Raw genomic sequence first — 21,561 nt, 5'->3', positions numbered from 1 at the left:
CAATTATACGGACTCAACTATTAGGAAGGCGCAACGTGCCAAGTGACTCGCCAATGCGAACCTTCTTGCCCGGAATCAAATCTCCGCGAAGAGTAAACGTGTGATCCTCGGTGAGAAGCACCACGGTGGAGCCGAATTCGAAATAAGCCAGTTCCTGGCCTTTCTTGACATCCTTATCTAGCGGTTCTACGTACTTGATACTGCTGACGTTCATAGCGCCTACCTTGATGACCGCGATCTCGCCGCCGGAATGGCGAATATAGGTCGTCAGTCGCTCATTGCGGCTCAGCACCCGTTTCATGTGTCGAAGACCAAACTCGTTCACCGGGTAAACCTTGCCTTGGATGTGAACACGCTCAACGATCATGCCGTCGACAGGGATGTGAATCCGGTGATAGTCAGTCGGACTCAAGTAAAGAACGAGATAGAAGCCCCCGGCATATTTGGCTGCCCGGGGAGAACAGTCCAACAATTCTTCGATTGAGTAGTCCTGCCCCTTGATGTTAAATATCGTGCCTGATTTCACCGGGCCCGCGCCCGTAATCCGTGCGTCTACGGGACTGACAAGCGCAGCGGGATCGTTGTCGATAAGGCGCGCTCCGGGCTTTAGCCGCCGCGTAAAAAAAATCGTTCAGAGAGCTGTATTCGTCAATCGGTTTCTCCGCTTCCTGAATCTGGACTCCATAAATTCGAGCGAACGAAGGTATAAACCCCCGACTGACCGTTGACTGTGCCAGCCTACCCGTCATACGGGAAATCCATTTGCGCGAACTGAGCTCGGTCATGGATCGCATTAACCATCTCATCATAAAGGTTGCTCCCCGTCCTTCCTGCAATGATTCCACCCGTTGATAAGCAGCTTGGCAGCAACTGCTGAACGCTTGGAGATCTGATCCTTTGTCAAATTTAACTGAGAGAAATAACCTTGATAAAACATATCTGCGAATCCCTGAACGAGAGCAAGCAGCGCTTCCATAAGCTCGAGCAATTCATTCCATGTTGCTTCAGGTGCGGCTTCCTGCGTTAATGTAAAAAGAAAATGGATCATCTCGCGACTTCGTTCGTGGAATGCGGGTAGCCGAGATTCTCTGGCTGCAGCAAACAAATGAAAACTGACATTATGGTCAAGTGCATATTGCACATAGGCGCCAGCTACAGAAGCCACACGATCAATTGGATCATGACCTGCTTCGGTTGCGGCAGACCGCATTCTGGACGTGAGTTCCGTAAGAAAAACGATCCCGGTTTCCGCAAGCAAGCTTTCTCGATTAGGGAAATGACGATAGGGAGCGCTGATAGCAACTCCTGCTTTTTTGGCGACCTTGGCCACGGAAAAACCTTGAATACCATGTTCTGAAATCATTTCAAGCGAGGTTCGAATTAGCGTTTCTTTTAAGTTTCCATGATGATAATTTCGCTTGTCACTCTGCATGTGTACATCCCCTTTTTTCATCATTATATCACAACAACAAATAATGTGATAGACGTATCACATTTGTTGTGTTATTATGTGATAGGTATATCACATTAAAATGAGGAGTTGGTTGAATTGACAGTTACATTAATTACAGGTGGAAACAAAGGTCTGGGCTTCGAAACGGCACGACGATTGATCGCATATGGTCACATTGTGTATATTGGTGCTCGCAGTGTAGAACGCGGCAAAGAATCGGCCGACAAGCTTGGCGCAAAGTTTGTACGGCTTGATGTGACCGATCATGCCTCTATACATGAAGCAGTTGCCGAAATCAAACAAAATGAAGGGTATTTGGATGTCCTTATCAATAATGCGGGAATAACAAGGGGACTTCTGGGCACTCATGATGTGGCTGCAGATGACTTCCGCACCGTTTATGACACCAATGTCTTCGGTATTGTTCGTGTGACACAACCCTTTCTTCCTCTGCTGCACAAATCGACGACGCCTGTAATCGTCAATGTCAGCAGTGGATTAGGTTCCTTTGCCCGCGTGACCAATCCTGAAAAGATTGAATCCCGAGTAAACGATCTGATTTACTCGTCATCCAAAGCCGCGGTCACGATGCTGACTGTGCAATATGCCAAGGCTTTGCCCGAATTCCGTATTAATGCCGCAGATCCCGGCCCGACAGCAACCGACCTCAATGGTCATCGCGGCTACCAAACCGTCAGCGAGGGTACAGATGTGATTGTGAAGCTTGCAACTCTTGACGGCAATGGACCTACGGGTACTTTTATGGATCGGAATGGAGTAGTTCCTTGGTAAAGAATCATCCCTTATGTATAGAAGAGGTGACATGTATATCCGTATTAGGAGAGGAGACTATGTTGTGAGTAGCTTTATTGCGGCAATGCTCCTGATGCTCTTTAACCCGGCGTTCGGTAGAAAGCCGGACAGAAAAACGCAATCACGCATAAAAGGATCTGTTAATTACAAAAATAACAAGTTTGTGAATGCTATCCCTACTTCAACCAGAATGGCTATGCACAATCAACTATCTGTACTTTGGGATTTTGCTCGCGGGAAGCCTGCCGATGGCAGGCCTTCCTCGCCAATTGAGCTGGTTATGACTGATATCGAGAATACGAAACCATCGTCTGATTTCAATCAGGCGATCTGGTTCGGTCATTCAAGTGTACTCATTGATTTAGACGGCCAACGATTACTGTTCGACCCGATGTTTGGACGGTCTCCGTTCCCTTTTCCAAAGCTGGGAAGCAAGCGATTTAACGACAACCTGCCGATTGATGTCAAAAATATGCCTGCCATTGATGCAGTATTTCTTTCCCATGATCACTATGATCACCTGGATTATTATTCAATCAAACATCTAAAGGATAAGGTTGGTCATTTTTTTGTCCCGCTGGGAGTGGCGGGCCATCTTGAACGCTGGGGTGTCCCCCGCTCAAATATCACCCAGATGGACTGGTGGGATGAACTAGAGTGGGAAGGGTTGAAAATCGTTTGCACGCCTGCACGTCACGTGTCGGGGCGAAGCTTCTTACACAAAAATCAAACTTTGTGGTGTTCATGGTCAATCATCGGCTTATCGGGAAGAGTGTTTTTTAGCGGAGACAGCGGGTATGGCCCTCATTTTCGTCAAATCGGGGAAAAATACGGACCATTTCAACTTACTTTTGTGGAGTGTGGACAATATGACGAACGTTGGCCGGACCTTCATATGTTTCCAGAAGAATCGGTACAAGCCCATATAGACTTAAATGGTGAATTAATGCTACCGATTCATTGGGCTGCTTTTCAATTAGCACCCCATGGGTGGCTTGATCCAATCCATCGTGTAATGATTGCGGCAAAAAAACAATCGATCAAAATGGCAGTTCCTCGTATGGGGGAATCTATATCGCTAGAAGGAGACAACTATCCGGTTAATGAATGGTGGAGTAAATAAATACTGGAAGAGGTGAATGACTCATTACAAAAATCATACCGAACCTACTTACTCTTGGTAATCTGAGCTTAGGTGTAATTTCTATCATGCTTGCATTTAACAATAATACTGGCATGGCTACGCTTCAGCATTTCATGAGCTAAGTCCTGTGTTAGGCTGGGGGATCACGATCCTGTTTCCTGTTTGCGGTGCTTTGCGCCACACGATTACAACCATAATCCTGAAGTCACTTGCTAAGGGGAAAATTCGATCACAAACCAGACTGTGCCAACGATGTGAGATGATGATTATCCCGGTTCGTCTAAAATGGGGAGTGAGATTAGATGAAAGGAGGGATCGCGCACACTGTGTCAGACATCATGGGCTGCGGTGATCTGCAGGGGCTAGCCATGGAATTTCGTTTATAAGGAGGGAGCATGATGAAACTTTAAAGGCGGTGAACGATTTGCGGATTATCAAAAAATGAAAAGGAGGAATCTATAATGAGAAGAAAGCTATCAATATTTCTAAGTTTGATGCTGGTATGTACTTTATTGCCGATGCTGCCAGCCCATTCGGTTGAAGCAGCGGACATGAGCCAGGCTGGGTATGTCGGTTTCGCTACCTTGAACGGCGGTACAACTGGCGGAGCCGGAGGCAATACGGTCACGGTTAGTACGGGCACAGCACTGCAAAATGCGCTCAACAATAAAGGCAGCGCGCCATTGACGATTTACGTGGACGGCACGATCACGCCAGGCAATTCATCCGACAGCAAAATCAATGTAAAGGACGTTAACGACGTCTCCATCATTGGCGTAGGCACGAACGGCGAGTTCAATGGACTCGGCATCAAGATTTGGCGAGCCAACAACATCATTATTCAGAACTTGAAAATTCATCATGTCAATATCGGAGACAAGGACGCTATCAGCATTGAAGGTCCGGCCAGCAATATCTGGATTGACCATAATGAACTGTACAACAGTTTGGTCGCCGATAAGGATTATTATGACGGCTTGCTTGATGTTAAGCGGGATGCGAGCTACATCACCATCTCGTACAACTACTTCCATGACAGCTGGAAAACCTCGCTGGTCGGTTCAAGCGATAGTGACAATGCAAACCGCAAGATTACCTACCATCACAATCGTTGGGAAAATATTTATTCCCGCGGTCCCTTGTTCCGATTCGGAGAAGGCCACCTGTTCAACAACTACTACAAAAACATCATCGACACCGGCATTAATCCGCGAATGGGCGCGAAGCTCCGCATCGAGCACAATGTGTTCGAGGATTCCAAAGACCCGATTGGCACGTGGTACAGCAGTCAGGACGGCTACTGGGATGTAAGAAATAACCGCTTCATCAACAGCACGGGCAGCATGCCGACCACTTCCACAACCAGTTACACGCCGCCTTACAGCTACTCGCTGGACCCGGTAGATCAGGTGAAAAATCACGTCATGGCGAATGCAGGCGTCGGCAAGCTAGGCAGCAATAACGGCGGGGGCAATGGCAATCCTGGCCAAACTGCCGGAATCTATGAAGCGGAGCATGCAAATTATTCCAGCGGCTCCGTAGACACGAATCACAGCGGGTATTCCGGCTCAGGATTCGTCAATGTGAACAATGCGAACGGCGAATATATTGAATGGACCATCAACGCCTCAACTGCAGGCACTTACTCGCTGTCATTCCGATATGCCAACGGCGCAAGCGGCCGCTCCGCCAAGCTGTCCGTCAATGGTTCTGATGTCCTTGCAAATCTGAATTTCCCTGTCACAAGCACATGGAACAATTGGCAGACGGTTAGCGCAACTGTCTTCCTGAATCAAGGCAGCAACAAGATCCGTCTAACGGCAACGAATGCCGAAGGCTTGGCCAATATCGATTATTTGAGAATTGCGGGTTAACTGCTTCGAAGAGCGAATACTTCTGATAACTGGAGCTGCCCCCTTGTCCGATGACTGGGGGCAGTTTTTTTGTGGAGTAAGGCGGTTTCAGCAGCAACCTTAAAAAAATAAAGCAGATCCTATAGTTTGTGTGGTCCAACCTATACTTTGAACATCATATAATGAACGTTGAGAAAGGAGGAGCAGGCAGTGAAATGTAAGCGCTTAACTTTCGACAGCAAGTTATTTCAATCTAGGGGGGAATGCCACACATGAGTAACAAACTCCGACGAGCTGTCTCCATCTTGCTCGCAGCGGCCCTGCTGATTCCGTCAGCTTGGTTTGCGCCAGCCGTCCAAGCGGAGACGGAGTCGCCAGAGGGCGAATTGATTCTGTCCGAAAGCTTCGAGGAAGGGCAAGGGAATTGGCACGGCAATGGCGCTGCAGAAGTCTCAGTTACTACTGACGTATATCGTACCGGCGAACGGAGCTTGCTTGTAGCTGGACGCAGTCAAGACTATCACGGTCCAAGTCTTCCACTGACGGATACGCTGGAGAGTGGTGCAACGTACCAAATTTCCGGTTATGTGAGACTGGCTCCGGATGCAGCAGAGGATGCGCAAATCAAAATGTCGATGGAGCAAATCGGAGATACAATTACGGACAACAATGAAAAGTATAAGCAGATTGTGGGCCTGCAAGCCGTAACCAAGGATGACTGGGTGCAGTTGTCGGGTTCTTACACATACAACCCGGAAGCAGCATCGATCAAGCTATATTTTGAAAGCGATTCCGCAAGGGTCAGCTTTGCGCTGGATGATGTCACCATATACAAGACAGCTGACGCTCCGTCCGAAGAGTTCGAGCCTGTGGAAATTGGCGCCTATGATTTTGAAGACGGGGAACTGCAAGGATGGGGACCTCGGGGCGGAGGCGTGGCTGTTGAAGCTGTGACCGAAACTGCCCAATCTGGCACGTACAGCTTGAAGGTTACGGGCCGGACAGCTGATTGGCAAGGCGTCAGCATTGACCTGAAAGACGTGCTGAAAAAAGGCGCGAAATACCAGATAAGTGGATACGTCAAGCTGGTGGAAGACGAAGAGGCCAGCAATATGAAATTCTCTGTTGAACAGATCAATGGAGAAAGCTATGTACAGGTCAATGATCCAGTCGAGGTTACAGATGCGGAATGGGTCAAGTTGGAGGGCACGTACACCTTCGACACCGATTATCCGTTGCAAAATCTCTATGTGGAAGGCAGTAAACTAAGCTCCTTCTATCTGGATAACGTAACAATTGTTCAGACCTCTGCTGTTCCGGGTGAAGAAACACCGCGAGATCCTGCTCTGCCGTTCACTACCATTACCTTCGAAGATCGGACATCAGGCGGCGTTGAAGGCAGGGGCGGAACGGAAATCCTCACGGTGACGGATGAAGCGAATCATACCGAAGACGGCTCTTATGCACTGAAAGTAGAGGGGCGTTCCGAGACGTGGCATGGTCCTTCTCTGCGAGTGGAGAAATATGTGGATCTGGGCTACGAATACCGCGTATCGGTCTGGGTGAAGCTGATCGAACCGACGAGCACTACGTTGCAGCTGTCTACACAAGTAGGGCATTCCGATTCCGGAGCCAGCTACAACAATATTACTTCGCGAACAGTTAGCGCCAGCGATGGCTGGGTTCAGCTTGAAGGCACGTATCGCTATACGTCTGCGGGAGGCGAGCATCTAACCATTTACGTGGAAGCTTCGTCCAATGCGAATGCGTCGTTCTACATTGACGACATCAGCTTTGAACCGACAGGCTCGGGTCCGGTTGATATTGAGAGAGATCTGCTGCCGATCAAGGATGCTTATCAGGACGACTTCCTTATTGGCAATGCCGTATCGGCTGCTGACCTGGAAGGCGTGCGTCTCGAGCTGCTCAAGATGCATCACAATGTGGCAACGGCGGAAAATGCCATGAAGCCGGACCAAGTTTACAATGCAGACAGGGAATTTGATTTCGCTGCTGAGGATGAGCTCGTGGACAAGGTGCTGGCTGAAGGCTTGCAAATGTTCGGACACGTGCTTGTCTGGCATCAGCAGTCTCCATTGTGGCTGCATACGGTTGTGGACGAAAATGGAGACCCGGTCGAAGATGAGCATGGCAATACGCTGTATCTGGATCGGGAAGAAGCGCTTCAAAACTTGCGCACCCACGTCAAAACAGTTGTCGAGCATTTCGGGGACAGAGTCATTGGCTGGGATGTCCTGAACGAGGCGATCAATGACAATCCGCCTACTCCGGAAGACTGGCGCTCGGCATTGCGCCAATCCGGCTGGTATCGGGCAATCGGTCCGGACTATGTGGAAGAAGCGTTTTTGGCTGCAAGGGAAGTGCTGGATGATCATCCTGAATGGGATGTCAAGCTGTACTACAACGACTACAATGATGACAATCAGAATAAAGCGCGGGCCATCTACCACATGGTCAAGGAGCTGAACGAAAAGTATGCCGAGACCCATCCGGGCAAATTGCTAATAGACGGCATCGGCATGCAGGCGCACTACAATGTCAATACGAATCCGGAGAATGTTCGGCTGTCGCTGGAGAGATTTGCATCTCTCGGAGTTGAGGTGAGCATTACGGAGTTGGATATTACGGCTGGCAGCAACAATCAACTGTCCGAGAAAGAGGCTATTGCTCAAGGGTATCTGTACGCACAGCTATTCCAAATTTACAAAGAGCATGCAGACCATATCGCGCGCGTGACGTTCTGGGGCTTGAATGACGCGACGAGCTGGAGAGCCGCGCAATCCCCTCTGTTGTTCGACGCGAATCTGCGGGCGAAGCCGGCTTACTACGGCGTAATCGATCCGGATAAGTTCCTCGCGGAGCATGAGCGCGACACATCCGATGCCAAGCAAGCGACAGCCCGGTACGGCACGCCTGTCATAGACGGAGAAGTGGATGCGGTATGGCATGCGGCACAGGAAATTCCGATTGACCAGTATCAGACGGCCTGGCAAGGCGCATCCGGTGTAGCGAAGGCGCTATGGGATGCACGCAACCTGTATGTGCTGATTCAGGTGGATGATGCGGAACTGGATAAGAGCAATGCCAACGCCTGGGAGCAGGACTCGATTGAGGTCTTCCTGGACCAGAACAATGCGAAGACGACGTTCTATCAGGCTGACGATGGCCAGTACAGAGTCAACTTCGATAATGAGGCTTCCTTTACTTCGCCAGTCCTTGCGGAAGGGTTTGAATCCGCTACTAAGGTGAATGGAACGAACTACACAGTAGAGGTAAAGATTCCGCTGACTGCGATTAGACCGGCGAACGAAGTGAAGCTAGGCTTCGACGTCCAGATCAATGACGCGAAGGACGGCGCCCGCCAAAGTGTGGCTGCCTGGAATGACACGACGGGAACAGGGTTTCAGGATCCTTCCGTATTCGGTGTGCTGAGGCTGACAGGGGGCAGAACTTCTGGAGGCGGAAGCGGCGGCAGTGGAGAAGGAACCGATTCGCAGAACGGCACAGTGGAACAGGAGAATGGCGCTGTAACGATCCGTCCGTCAACACAAACCGACAATGGCCGCTTGAGAGCAAGCATTTCCGGTGATCAGCTCAATGGTGCGCTGGAACAAGCGGAAGCGGACGCAACCGGCACGAAACGCATAATCATTGCTTTGCCGGAAGAGGAAAGCGCCTATGATCTTGAACTGCCTGCGCAGAACTTGTTAGGTGAGGAGTCCTTCGTGCTGCTGATCCAGACAGGAAGCGCGACAATAGAAGTGCCCGGCAACATGCTGTCCAATCTGACAGACAGCCATGAGCTTGTCACGATTCAGATCAACACAGCGGCAGCTGACACATTGGACGCTGCCATTCGCGAACAGATAGGCAATCGTCCAGCAATCAGCTTGCGTGTGTTAGTAGACGGTGATGCCATTGCATGGAATAATCCGGAAGCACCTGTCACGGTAGTCATTCCGTACACGCCGACAGCAGAGGAGCTTGCCAGACCGGAACATATCGTCTTCTGGCATATTGACAGCAATGGCAAGGTGACCACCATCCAGAACAGCCGTTACGATCAAACAGCAGAAGTTGTCACCTTCCGAACTACGCATTTCAGCACATTTGCGGTGACTTCTGTGTTCAAGACGTTTGAAGATCTGAAGAACGTGCCTTGGGCGCAAGCATTTATCGAAACCTTGGCCTCCCGGGATATTATCCACGGAACGGGAGAAGATCGCTACTCGCCAGCAGCTGCAATGAAGAGAGCGGACTTTATCGCTCTGTTGGTCAGAGCGTTGGATCTCCAAAGCAGCGGAAAAGATGTGGCGATGTTCGTGGATGTGCCTGCAACGGCCTATTACTATGAGGAGCTTCGGATTGCGAAGGAGCTAGGAATTGTGATTGATCAAGAGGCAGACAGATTCCAGCCGAACGCTGCAATTTCCCGGCAGGATGCCATGCTGTTGACAGTGCGTGCGCTGGAAGCAGCAGGCAAGAGCGTCGCAGCAGGAGGTTCGCTCCATAGCTTCGCCGATGCGGCAGACGTATCCGATTACGCAGTTGACAGCGTTGCGGCGTTGGTCCATGCCGGCATCATAGTAGGCAAGAACGGCAAGATCGATCCGCATGCTTCGATCAACAGAGCGGAGACGGCTGTTATCTTGTACCGCGTATGGGAGAGGTAACTCTGAATTAATAGCACTTGTATAGTTTCCTATTTCAATCAATATGAAGGGAGCTTTCCCCCAATCTGAGCCGGGGGAAAGCTCCTGTTTGTTTGGAGCGATCGATGTTGCACCATGCGGGTTATTGTAGCGGTCACCGATGACCGTTGGTGTACCGTTTCATCGCATAATAGTCTGTAACGGTCATTTCTGTCCCTCAGAGGAAAAAAACAACGCGATGATGCCAGATCATGTGCCCTAATGGACATTTCTGTCGTAACAAGTGCAATAACGCAGAAACAGCGCCAACGGACATGCCTGCCCGTTAGGTTAATTATTTCCACCCCCCTGTTCAATAAATTGCGTTGTCCGGGGTAGGGGCGTTCCCCTATACTTTTTGGTAAGCGCTTACAGTTTCATGTGTTCCGCCGGCGGAACGGAATCGCAAAAAATGAGAGGATGATCATTTGTGACAATGCTTGAACGCTCCTGGCGCAAGACCTGGATACTGTTGCTTATTTTGTTGATGGCTGCACAGATGACGCTGATTGTCAGTCCGAGGTCGGCGGATGCTGCTGTAGCTCCGGATTTTCAAGCCTCGGTAATGGGGCCTTTGTCCAGAATTACGGATTGGTCGGCCTTCCACAATCAGCTGGTTACACTGAAAAATAACGGTGTTTATGCCATAACAACGGACGTATGGTGGGGGTATGTGGAGTACGCGGGAGACAATCAGTTCGATTGGAGCTATTACCAGACCTATGCGGATGTGGTGCGCCAGTCGGGATTGAAGTGGATTCCGATTTTGTCTACGCACAAATGCGGGGGCAATGTCGGGGACGACTGCGACATTCCGCTGCCGAGCTGGCTTTGGAGCCAGGGCACAGCTGACGAGATGAAGTTCAAAGGCGAGAGCGGGTATGTGAATGACGAATCCCTTTCGCCGTTTTGGAGCGGGATTGAGAGGCAGTATAGCGAGCTTTACGCATCCTTCGCGGCACACTTCGCCAACTACAGCGATCTGATTCCAAAAATATATTTGAGCGCCGGACCTGCAGGAGAGCTGCGTTTCCCGTCGTATTATGCGGCGGCGGGCTGGAGTTATCCGGGTAGAGGGGAATTCCAGGTCTATACGGAAAGCGCCAAGCAGGCGTTCCGCGATGCAATGCTGGAGAAGTACGGCTCTTTACAGGGCATAAATCAGGCGTGGGGATTACAGCTAAGCAGTCTGTCGCAAATCAGTCCGCCAACGGACAGGGATGGCTTCTATCTATATGGAGGGTATCAATCCGTATACGGTAAGGACTTCCTGCGCTGGTATCAATCCGTGCTGGAGCAGCATTTGCGGACGATTGCCGGAGCGGCGCATGCCAGCTTTGATCCTGTCTTTCACGTACCGATTGGGGTGAAAATTGCGGGCATCCATTGGCAAATGAACAACCCATCGATGCCGCGCAGCGCCGAGCATGCTGCCGGGTATGTGGATTATGACCGCTTGATCCAAGTATTCAAGGAAGTCAACGTTGACCTGACCTTTACCTGCCTGGAGATGTTCGACAGCGGCACAGCGCCGAATTATTCGCTGCCATCCACATTAGTGGATACCGTCTCTGCGATCGCCAATGCCAAGGGTGTGCGGTTGAATGGGGAGAATGCGCTCCCTACGGGCGGAAGCCATGCGTTCCAGCAAATTGCCAGCAAGCTGAGTAATTATGGATACACGGGGTTCACGCTGCTTCGTCTGCAGCATGTGGTGAACAGCAACGGCTCACCTGCAGGAGAGATGGCGAATTTCAAGCGATATATTGTCGATCTGGCCCAGCAAGGCGGAGGCGGCGAAGGCAACATCGTAACGATCTACTACAAGAAAGGCTATAGCAACCCGTATATCCATTACCGTCCTGAGGGCGGGCAGTGGACCAGCGTGCCGGGTGTGCGAATGGAGGAGGCGGAGATTCCCGGGTACGCGAAGATAACTATTCAGGTTGGCACGGCAACCTGGCTGGAATTCTGCTTCAATGATGGGAACAACAACTGGGACAGCAATAACCAGAACAATTATTTCGCGCAGCCCGGCATCGTAACGTATACGCCAGGTGCTGGCGGAGCTGCTGGCACGGTAAGCGCGGGCGCGCCAAGCCATTAACAGGGATGAACGCTATAAGTTAGAGGTAGTGAAGAGGTTGTCCAGAAGCCGACCGATCGGCCGAGGGCAGCCTCTATTCATGTTTCGCTAAGGAATAAACTTCTGCGCTGTGAGGGGATTACCATGCTTGAACACGGTCACGCTGTTTATTCATTGCATTATATGTTAGGTGTATGTTAGATATATAGAAATCCACAATCGATTCAGTCATATCCTTGTAAAAAACATAAAGACAAACGCTATTATTTGTAATATAATATGACACATGAGAGAGATAAAAGGAGAGAATTAGTCAATGTGTTAGATAATATAACACAATAAAATGGCTAAAGGAGAGGAGTGCATCGCAGCATGGTAGAAGCAACACCTTACGCATGGCCATACGATGGAAAGCTCGACCCAAGCAAAACAGCTTTGTTGATCATTGACATGCAGATTGATTTTTGTGGAGAGGGCGGATATGTGGATCGGATGGGCTACGATTTGTCCTTGACGGCGAGAGCCATCCAGCCAATCCAGCGACTGCTGCACCGTGTTCGTCAGATCGAGGGATTTACGGTGATTCATACGCGGGAGGGACATAAGCCGGACTTGTCGGATTTGCCGGCGAACAAGCGCTGGCGCAGCAAGCAGATTGGCGCCGAGATCGGATCCGCCGGGCCGGCGGGACGCATTCTCGTCAGAGGGGAGCCAGGTTGGCAGATCATTGACGAGCTCGCGCCGATAGAGGGAGAGCCGGTAATCGACAAGCCGGGGAAGGGCAGCTTCTATGCGACCGATCTGGATTTGATCCTTAAGAATAAGGGGATTACGCACCTGATACTAACGGGGATAACAACAGATGTTTGCGTGCATACGACGATGCGCGAGGCTAATGACAGAGGGTATGAGTGCCTGATTCTGGAGGATTGCACGGGAGCAACAGACGAAGGGAACCACCGTGCCGCGCTTCATATGGTGACCATGCAGGGAGGCGTCTTCGGAAGTGTGAGCCGTTCGGATCATGTGCTGAAGGCTTTGGAGCAGCTATAAGCGAGTGTTTCGCCAAATATACAATAGACAACAGGAGTGGATTACGATGAAAAGAAGCAAAAAGCAGATGATTCTGGTTCTACTGACGGCAATGGCGCTTTTGCTGGCTGCGTGCGGCGGCAATCCTTCCGGGAACGGCGGCGCGGCCGAGGGCGCGTCTGAAGTGAAGGAGGAGGAAGCGCCGCTGAGAAAAGTGGTGCTGCGTCTGAAGTGGATACACCAAGCGCAGTTTGCCGGTTTCTACGCAGCAGTGGAGCAGGGTTACTATAAGGAAGCGGGCTTGGATGTGGAGATTCGTCCCGGCGGCGCAGACTTCCCGGCCGTTCAGATGGTTGCCTCCGGCAGCGAGGACTTCGGCGTAACGGGAGCAGACCAAATCTTGCTTGGTCGTGAGAAGGGCGTGCCGGTTACCGCGCTCGCTACCATCTATCGGGATACGCCGTTTGTGCTGTTCGCCCTGAAGGAATCCGGCGTTGAAACGTTGGAAGACCTCGTGGGCAAGAAAGTCGGCATCAAGTTGGGCGGCAACGAGGAGCTGACTTACCGGGCCATGGTTGAGAGCGCCGGCATCGATCCGTCCTCCATCGAGGAAATGCCGATCAAATACGACATGAGCCCGTTGCTGAGCGGTCAGGTGCAAGCATGGCCGGGGTATGTCATCAATGAGGTGCTGGCGGTAGAAGAGCTCGGCCATGAAGTGAATACCATTGTGCCTGGCGATTATGGCATTAACTTTTATGCAGATACGCTATTTGCTAAGCAAGAGCTGATTGAAAATGAGCCGGAGCTGGTGCGCAGCTTTGTGCAGGCTTCCATGAAGGGTTGGGAGTTTGCGCTGGATAATCCGGAAGAGGCGGCAGCCTACGGTTTGGCATACAGCAACAACCTCACGTTGGAGCATGAGGTCAATATGATGAATGCGAGCATACCGATGCTGCAGCCGGAAAATCGTCCGTTGGGCAAGATGGAAGCGAATGAATGGGAATCGCTGCAGGCAAGCCTGCTTGAGCTAGGATTTTTGAAGGAAGCGCAGCAGGTGGAGCACGTGTTCACGAACGAATTTATCGAGTAGGGAGGAATGAGCATGCAAGTGCATACTGGCGAAGCGCAGGAGATGGAAGTGTGGCAGCAAGACATGGCAGTGGCACCCTCGGAAACCCGCGAAATCGCGGTTTCCCTGGTGAATTGCTCCCTCTCTTTCGGAGACGTTCATGTGTTGAAGCATGTGTCGCTAGACATTTACGAGAATGAATTTGTATCGATCCTCGGTCCCAGCGGGTGCGGCAAGTCCACCCTGCTGCGGCTCATGCTGGAGCTGCTTGCGCCGAATCCTGGCGGGAAAGTCGTCTATGCGGCAGCCAAGCCGTCCATCGGCATCGTGTTCCAGAAGCCGGTTCTGATGCCTTGGCTGACAGCCAGACAGAACATCGAGCTGACGCTCAAGATGGGACCGAACAAGAAGAAGCTGGGCAAGCAGGAGCGTCGGGAGAAGGCGGAGGCTTCTTTGGAACTGGTCGGCCTGCAGGATTTCACGAACCATTATCCGCATCAATTGAGCGGCGGCATGCAGCAGCGGATTTCCATTGCGCGGGCGCTTGCGGCAGATCCGACGATTCTGCTGATGGATGAGCCGTTTGGCGCATTGGACGAGTTCACAAGAGAGAAGCTCAACTTCGAGCTGCTGCGCCTGTGGGAGAGCCCGACGACCAGCTTGAGCTCGGTCGTGATGGTCACCCACTCGATTCAGGAATCGGTTATCATGTCCGACCGGGTCGTCATGATGTCGCCGAGGCCGGCAGGAGTCGAGGACATCCTGACCGTTCCCCTGCCGCGTCCGCGCGAAGTGGGCATGGAGGAGCTGCCGGCATTTTACCAGACGGTCAAAGAACTGAGGAAGAGGGTGAAGCACCAATGAGTGAAAAATGGAAAAACAGCTTGTATCCGCTTGGATTTGCCCTCGTCTTCGTGCTGTTGTGGGAATTGGCGGTCCGAGCGCTGGACATTCCCCTCTATCTGCTGCCGGCCCCGTCTTCTGTCATCGCGGCCGTAGACGCCAATCTCGGTTCGCATATGCTTGTGACGCTGATGGAAGCCTTGGTCGGCTTCTTGATTGCGAATGTGCTCGGTTTGCTCACGGCGATTATTTTCGTCCATTCCAAACCGATTGAGAAAGGCGCGTTTCCCTTGGCCATTGCCTTGAAGACGACACCGCTTGTCGCGCTGGCTCCGCTGTTGGTCGTTTGGATGGGCACCGGGTATTCGTCGAAGGTTGTCGCCTCTATGCTGATTTGCTTTTTTCCGATTCTCGTCAACAGTGTCAAGGGGCTGAAGGCAATTGAGTACGAGGCATGGGAGCTGTTCTCCACTTATAAAGGATCGAAATGGGATATGTTCTGGAAGCTGCGGCTGCCAACCAGCCTGCCTTACGTCATGTCCGCATTGAAAATTTCCAGCTCGCTTGCGATTGTCGGCGCGATTGTCGGGGAATTTGTCGGGGCGAACAAGGGGCTGGGGTACGTCGTTCTCATCTCCTCCTATCATATGGATACGCCTGTCATGTTCTCGGCTATTTTGGCTTCGGCGGCTTGCGGCTTGCTGCTGTTCTGGACAATTGCATGGATAGAGAAAAAGCTGATCTTCTGGCAAAGGATTGATGAGATATGAGATGTGAAGTGATAAGAGTTCCGGCATCCGCTCCTCACGACATGAAGGGTGTGCGGGCATTAGTGGAGGCGGGACGGCTCAAGCCGGACGAAGTGATCGCTGTACTGGGCAAGACGGAAGGGAACGGCTGCGTGAATGACTTCACGCGCGGCTATGCGGTAAGCGCGTTCCGAGCCTATATGGAGGAAGCAGTCGGCAAGTCGGCTGCGCACATTTCATACGTCATGTCTGGCGGGACTGAAGGCGTGCTGACACCTCACTTTACTATCATGAGCCGTTCGCTGGAAGCGACAGAGACGTCGTCGCCGGATGAGAAATCGCTTGCGATCGGGGTTGCGCATACGCGGGATTTCGAGCCGGAGGAGATCGGCCGGATGACGCAGCTGCAGCTTGTATCGGAAGCGGTGCTCGAGGCAATGCGGGAAGCGGGAATCGAGCGGGCTGCCGATGTGCACTTCGTTCAGGTCAAGTGCCCGCTGCTGACAACCGATGTGATTCACGAAGCGGAGCGCCAGGGGAAGGATGTTGTCACAGAGGATACTTATAAATCCATGGGCTATTCCCGCGGAGCCTCCGCTCTGGGCGTCGCGCTCGCGCTCGGCGAGGTGGATGGAGCGTCGTTGACGGATGAGGATATTTGCCAGTCTTGGGACAAGTTCAGCAGCGTGGCCTCTACTTCTGCGGGAAGCGAGCTGGCCTGCTGCGAGGTGATCGTCTTTGGCAATGCGAGCGGGGCGAACGGACCGTTTTTTATCGAACATGAAGTGATGCAGGACGCCATCGACGGCGATGCGCTGCGGCGCATCATCGACAAGCATCCGGATGCCGAGCTTGTTCAGGTGCTGGCCAAGGCGGAAGCGGACCCGAGCGGATTTGTGCGGGAACGCCGTCATACGATGCTCAATGACTCAGACATCAACCATACCCGCCATGCCCGGGCTGTAGTGGGCGGCGTCCTGGCCTATGTGTGCGGAGATCCGATGATCTACGTATCTGGCGGAGCCGAGCATCAAGGTCCGGCAGGCGGAGGACCGGTAGCAGCCATCTTCAAGAGAGCAAACAACGATCAATGAGAACCGGGAGGATGATTCGGATGAAAACGCGTCAAACGGCAACAGAAGTACTGCAAGGGGATGCCATGCCCTGGAGGCTGATGGAGAATCATATTCACTTGTATCACAGGGAAATTGTATCGGCTGAACAGGCGGACGCGATGGGCATGCGGATGAGCTCGATATTGTGGGAAAAAATCGACGTAGGCGGACAAGTGCTGCCGCATTACCACGATGTAGTGGAGATTATTCATATTACTGTCGGCACAGTAAAGCTGCTTTGCAATGGCGAGTGGCAAACATTCAAGTCCGGGGACACGTTCCATGTTCCGGCTGGCGTGGTGCATTCTGTGGCGAATGCGGGCGATGCGCCATCTGAGCAGATCAGCATTTTTGTGCCTGTCGACGAGCAGGCGCCGGCAAATTCGTTTTTTGGCACTACGCTTGTAGCGGATATCTATTCAGCCCAAATCAGATAGGCGGGGATCAGCGATGGGAAAAGGCAAGCAAACCGGTTTTACGTGCGGGGATGTCCTGTTGATTCCTGACTTCCAGGAAGCCGTTGTTCTGGCGGGGAAGAAGGGTTTGCATCGTGCGATCACGCGTGTGAACGTCATGGAAGTGCCGGATGTAATCGACTGGGTGAGGCCCGGGGAATTCCTGATTACTAGCGGTTTCCCGTTTCGGGATCGGCCGGATGCCATCGCAGACATGATTCCGCAGCTTGCAGCCAAGGGCGTATCGGCGCTCGGTCTGAAGACGAAGCGCTTCATTGACCGGATTCCGCAGCAGGCGCTGGACGCTGCCGATCAGCTGGACTTCCCGATATTCGAACTGCCTGCTTCGACGGTGTTCTCGGATGTTGTCCGCGACATTATGGAGCGGGTGCTTGTCCAGGAAGCGCGGGAGCTGTCGCTTTTGCAAAGCCGCTTTCAGAAGCTGTCGCAGCAATTGCTCAGCGGGAAAGGGATTGAAGAATTCCTCGGCGAGCTCGACCGCATGCTGGGCAATCCGGTCATCTTGCTGGATGAAGAGGAGCATGTGCTGCTCTCTCCCCAGGCTGAGGAAGCGGTCAGGCAGATGGGGGAGCGGCTCGTCTGGGATCAGCTGCGGGGAGACAGCAATCTGGGCGTCAGCTTCATGACGGTCGGGGAGCGGCGCATTCGCGTTTACCCGTCTCGCATCGATAATAAGCAGGGCAGCAACAGCCTGCTGCTTCTGCTGGAATGGAACGAGGAATATACGATGGTGGACCAGCTCACCATTGACCGCGTCGGCATATTGGTCGGATTGGAAATGATCAATGCGAACGCGCGCAAAGAAGTAGAGGCGAAGTATGTCGATCAGTTCTTGCAGGATTGGCTGAGCGGACGCATCGTAACGCTTGAGGACTTGAAGCTGAGGGCGGAGGCGTGCGGCTGCCCGTTAGGCGCGGAGCGGAGCATGCACGTCGGCGTCCTTCGCTGGCTGGCGGAGAAGCCTGCGGTGAAGGAGCTGCAGCTGGCTGTCAAGCGCCTGCGCCGCCGGTTCGCAGAGCGCGCGATTCACGTGACCTTGCTGGAGGGGACGCTTGTCTTCCTGCTATCGCCAACACCTCAAGGCAGTGTCGAGCAAGCGGCCAAGGGGATTTTGGCAGAGCTGGATGCCGCATTTGCTGCAGCGGGCCGCTATTCGTTATGTCTCGGCAATCCGGTGGGGCGGCCGGATCAGGTTCATGCCAGCTACCAGCAGGCGAGAAAAATCTACCACATCGCCTCGATTTGCGACCTGCGGGAGGGTTGGATCGATTATGCTCAGCTGGGTGTTTACCAGCTGCTGTATTTGCTCCCGGACACGGAAGAAGTGACGGCATTCCGCGACCGCTTCATCGTGCCGCTGCTGGAATACGAGCAGAAAAACGGCACGATGCTGATGGAGACGCTAAGAGTCTATTTCAAGCACAACCGCAACGCCAAGCGGACCTCCGAGGAGCTGTTCACCCATTATAATACGGTGACTTACCGGATTGAGCGGATTTGCGGCATTCTTGGCATCGATGCGGATAACGGCGATCATCTGCTGCAGCTGCACTTGGCCGTGAAATTGTATGAAATGCGCCCGGCGAGAATAGAGGAGGACAGCTATACAAGCATGCTCCAGACAGAATAAACATTACGTAAAGAAAGCAGGTGCTTGCACATGATAGCGACTGAATTGCCGCGTCAGTGGACGGTGGACGAACTGCGGGACATGTACGCGAGGAAGGACATTACTCCGGCAGAGGTTGTGCAGGAAATCATCAGGCGTGTCCATGAAGACAAGGAGATGCATATATGGATAACGCCACCTACAATGGACCGTCTGCGGCCGTATTTGGACCGGCTGGATCGGATGGACCCTGCGCGGCATCCGTTGTGGGGGATACCGTTTGCGATCAAGGACAATATCGACCTAGCGGGCGTGCCGACTACGGCAGCCTGCCCGGACTATGCCTATACGCCGGGAGAGCATGCGACAGTGGTGCAGAGGCTGATAGATGCCGGAGCTTTGCCGCTTGGCAAAACCAACCTGGACCAGTTCGCCACCGGACTGGTAGGCACGCGCAGTCCGTTCGGCGAAACGCATAACGCCTTGCGCAGCGAGCTGATTAGCGGCGGTTCCAGCTCCGGCTCGGCCGTCGCTGTCGCGAGGGGGCATGCGGTGTTCGCACTGGGCACAGATACGGCGGGTTCCGGCCGGGTGCCTGCAGCCTTGAACGGGCTGGTCGGCTATAAGCCGAGCCTCGGCGCCTGGCCGACACGCGGTGTCGTCCCGGCTTGCGCCAGTCTTGACTGCGTGACGGTCTTCACGCATACGCTGGAGGAAGCGCTGACCGTAGATGCGTGTGTTCGCGGCGTGGACGCTCTAGACCCGTGGTCGCGTCCTGTAGTCCGCACACCCGCAGCTCAGCCTGCCAAGTGGCTTGTCCCTGACGAGCCGCTCGAATTCTACGGCCCGTTCGCCGATGCGTACAGGCAAGCCTGGGAGGCGGCGCTGGCGAAGTTGGAGGCGATGCAGGCTCCGGTCGAACGCGTGAATTTGGCCCTGTTCGCGGAGGCGGCGGCGATCCTGTACGAGGGGCCGTGGGTTGCGGAACGTTGGTCTGACTTGGGGGAATTTGTGATGAACCATCCGGGCAAGACGTTCCCGGTAACTGAACGAATCCTGCGCAGCGGCGGCGGGGACCAGTGGGATGCGGCCTCCGTGTTCCAAGCCATGCACAAGCTGCAGGAGTTGAAGCGGCAAGCGAGAGAGCTGCTGCGGGGCGGCGTGCTGATGCTGCCAACCTGCGGCGGAACGTGGTCGCGCGAGGAGGTTCGGCAAGATCCAATCGCCGCCAATAACGCCATGGGACGCTATACGAATCACTGCAACTTGCTGGATCTCAGCGCGGTGGCTGTTCCCGGTGATGAGGCGGCTCCCGATTTGCCGTTCGGCGTGACGTTCTTCGCCTTGGCCGAGCAGGAAGGGCTTGCGGCGGAAGCGGCGCGGCACTTCCTTAAGAAGCAGCCGACTACACTGGTCGCCGTATGCGGCCTGCATATGCGGGGCTTCCCGCTGGAGAAGCAAATGCGCGAGCACGGCGCCCGCTTTGTGCGGGAGGATCGGACTGCGGCTAAGTACCGCATGCTCAAGCTGCCGACCACACCGGCCAAGCCAGGATTGATTAAGTCCGCCGCTGGCGGCGGGTCCCTGCGGCTCGAGGTGTGGGAAATGCCGCTTGCCACGTTCGGGGCATTCGCAGCACTGATCCCGGCACCGCTTGGCATCGGCAAGGTCGAGCTGGAGGACGGCACAGAGGTGCCGGGCTTTATTTGCGAAGGCTACGCCATAGAAGGCGCAGAGGATATTACAGCCCGCGGTGGCTGGCGCTGAGCGATGGGACGAGTCTGCCAACCCGTTGAGGCGGGGAGGCATCCGGCGTATCCTCTCGTTGAGCAAGCTCTGCGGGCAGGTGGTCAATCAGGAGGCCTCAGCTTTGAGTATCCTCGCAGCTCTAGTTAACATTACCCGTTAGTGGGCATATAGATGACGCCAACCATTGATTGATGCGCCCTGGCTCTGCAATTGCCTTCATAAGAAGTTGGCGATCATTATCGGCGGTTATGCATGCAGTTACTATGGCAAGTCATTGGCAGGTCATTTGCAAGTCATGGGTAGGTCATTTGCAAGTCATTTGCAAGTCATTGGCAGGTCATTGGCAGGTCATTGGCGGGTCTCTATGGCAGGTCTTTGGGACCTGCCATTTTGAGTGCGGCCGGCTCCTTTTAAGTATGGCGGCGTGTTGATCTGATAGAGATGGCATTAAAGATAGGAATGGCTGGAATGGCTGGAATGGCTGGAATGATTGAGATGATTGGGATGGCAGTAATGATAGGAATGGTAGGCCTACTATAAATTTATGGTAGGAAACTCACTAATTTTAAGAAAACTAGCGTCATCCAGCCTGTTTATTACCCATTTACTATAATTAGAGGAAGCTAGAGTAACTATTAATAGTAAAAAGTACAATAATCGGCGAAACCGCGCTCGATTCGCAATCATTACATGAAGTTGCTACCATTAATTAATGGTAGTGCTACATAAACCCTATTGCCCGCACCCCCAACTTAACATCATGAGCCAGTATCACTTCAAAAATGGCAGGGGTTTACCCAGGGCAAGGGGTTCCAGCACATAGGGGCGAGTTCAGCACCAAGCTGCGATGATCGG

Annotated in this window: 13 protein-coding genes and 3 pseudogenes; 14 read left to right on the top strand and 2 right to left on the bottom strand. The window is 53.0% G+C overall.

The window, feature by feature from the left end; all coding sequences use genetic code 11:
- Positions 1-13: 13 nt before the first annotated feature.
- Positions 14-809 (bottom strand): annotated as a pseudogene (asd, locus tag XYCOK13_RS17075) (archaetidylserine decarboxylase).
- Entirely contained in the window at positions 806-1,432 is a 627-nt protein-coding gene (locus XYCOK13_RS17070; RefSeq protein ID WP_213413447.1) for a TetR/AcrR family transcriptional regulator, read from the bottom strand. The pseudogene asd and the gene XYCOK13_RS17070 overlap by 4 nt, the downstream one beginning before the upstream one ends.
- Positions 1,433-1,549: 117 nt before the next feature.
- On the opposite strand from XYCOK13_RS17070, the gene XYCOK13_RS17065 reads away from it, so the two are divergent.
- From XYCOK13_RS17065 to XYCOK13_RS17005, 14 genes and pseudogenes are all read left to right on the top strand, one after another.
- Complete coding sequence (locus tag XYCOK13_RS17065; RefSeq protein WP_213413446.1) at positions 1,550-2,245, top strand: SDR family NAD(P)-dependent oxidoreductase; 696 nt, start codon at positions 1,550-1,552, stop codon at positions 2,243-2,245.
- A gap of 64 nt (positions 2,246-2,309) precedes the next feature.
- Positions 2,310-3,389: an MBL fold metallo-hydrolase gene (locus XYCOK13_RS17060; protein ID WP_213413445.1), complete on the top strand. Its 1,080-nt coding sequence runs from the start codon at positions 2,310-2,312 to the stop codon at positions 3,387-3,389.
- A gap of 539 nt (positions 3,390-3,928) precedes the next feature.
- Positions 3,929-4,861: pseudogene (locus XYCOK13_RS17055) on the top strand (pectate lyase family protein); the annotation flags it as partial.
- Positions 4,835-5,284: a carbohydrate-binding protein gene (locus tag XYCOK13_RS21995; protein WP_244865229.1), complete on the top strand. Its 450-nt coding sequence runs from the start codon at positions 4,835-4,837 to the stop codon at positions 5,282-5,284. The pseudogene XYCOK13_RS17055 and the gene XYCOK13_RS21995, both read left to right, overlap by 27 nt.
- Positions 5,285-5,535: 251 nt before the next feature.
- Positions 5,536-9,957 (top strand): endo-1,4-beta-xylanase, encoded by a 4,422-nt coding sequence (locus XYCOK13_RS17050; protein WP_213413443.1) that lies wholly within the window; start codon positions 5,536-5,538, stop codon positions 9,955-9,957.
- A 448-nt stretch (positions 9,958-10,405) separates the two neighbouring features.
- Positions 10,406-12,076: pseudogene (locus XYCOK13_RS17045) on the top strand (family 14 glycosylhydrolase); the annotation flags it as partial.
- A gap of 357 nt (positions 12,077-12,433) precedes the next feature.
- The gene (biuH, locus tag XYCOK13_RS17040; RefSeq protein WP_213413442.1) at positions 12,434-13,114 is read left to right on the top strand and encodes a biuret amidohydrolase; all 681 of its coding nucleotides are present in this window, start codon (positions 12,434-12,436) and stop codon (positions 13,112-13,114) included.
- A gap of 46 nt (positions 13,115-13,160) precedes the next feature.
- On the top strand, positions 13,161-14,186 hold the full coding sequence (locus XYCOK13_RS17035; RefSeq protein ID WP_213413441.1) for an ABC transporter substrate-binding protein: 1,026 nt from the start codon (positions 13,161-13,163) through the stop codon (positions 14,184-14,186).
- A gap of 12 nt (positions 14,187-14,198) precedes the next feature.
- Positions 14,199-15,029: an ABC transporter ATP-binding protein gene (locus XYCOK13_RS17030; RefSeq protein WP_244865228.1), complete on the top strand. Its 831-nt coding sequence runs from the start codon at positions 14,199-14,201 to the stop codon at positions 15,027-15,029.
- Positions 15,026-15,778, top strand: a complete 753-nt coding sequence (locus tag XYCOK13_RS17025) for an ABC transporter permease (protein ID WP_213413440.1) — start codon at positions 15,026-15,028, stop codon at positions 15,776-15,778. Before XYCOK13_RS17030 ends, XYCOK13_RS17025 begins: the two co-directional genes overlap by 4 nt.
- Positions 15,775-16,851: a cyanuric acid amidohydrolase gene (gene atzD, locus XYCOK13_RS17020; RefSeq protein WP_213413439.1), complete on the top strand. Its 1,077-nt coding sequence runs from the start codon at positions 15,775-15,777 to the stop codon at positions 16,849-16,851. The genes XYCOK13_RS17025 and atzD overlap by 4 nt, the downstream gene beginning before the upstream one ends.
- Positions 16,852-16,871: 20 nt before the next feature.
- The gene (locus XYCOK13_RS17015) at positions 16,872-17,309 is read left to right on the top strand and encodes a cupin domain-containing protein (RefSeq protein WP_213413438.1); all 438 of its coding nucleotides are present in this window, start codon (positions 16,872-16,874) and stop codon (positions 17,307-17,309) included.
- A 13-nt stretch (positions 17,310-17,322) separates the two neighbouring features.
- Entirely contained in the window at positions 17,323-18,978 is a 1,656-nt protein-coding gene (locus tag XYCOK13_RS17010; protein WP_213413437.1) for a PucR family transcriptional regulator, read from the top strand.
- A 30-nt stretch (positions 18,979-19,008) separates the two neighbouring features.
- On the top strand, positions 19,009-20,724 hold the full coding sequence (locus tag XYCOK13_RS17005) for an allophanate hydrolase (RefSeq protein ID WP_213413436.1): 1,716 nt from the start codon (positions 19,009-19,011) through the stop codon (positions 20,722-20,724).
- The last annotated feature ends 837 nt before the right edge of the window (positions 20,725-21,561 follow it).

The organism is Xylanibacillus composti (genome assembly GCF_018403685.1).
GTDB classification, from domain to species: Bacteria; Bacillota; Bacilli; order Paenibacillales; family K13; genus Xylanibacillus; species Xylanibacillus composti.
Note: the sequence above shows the minus strand (reverse complement) of the source record. Positions and strands in the feature narration are given on the sequence as shown.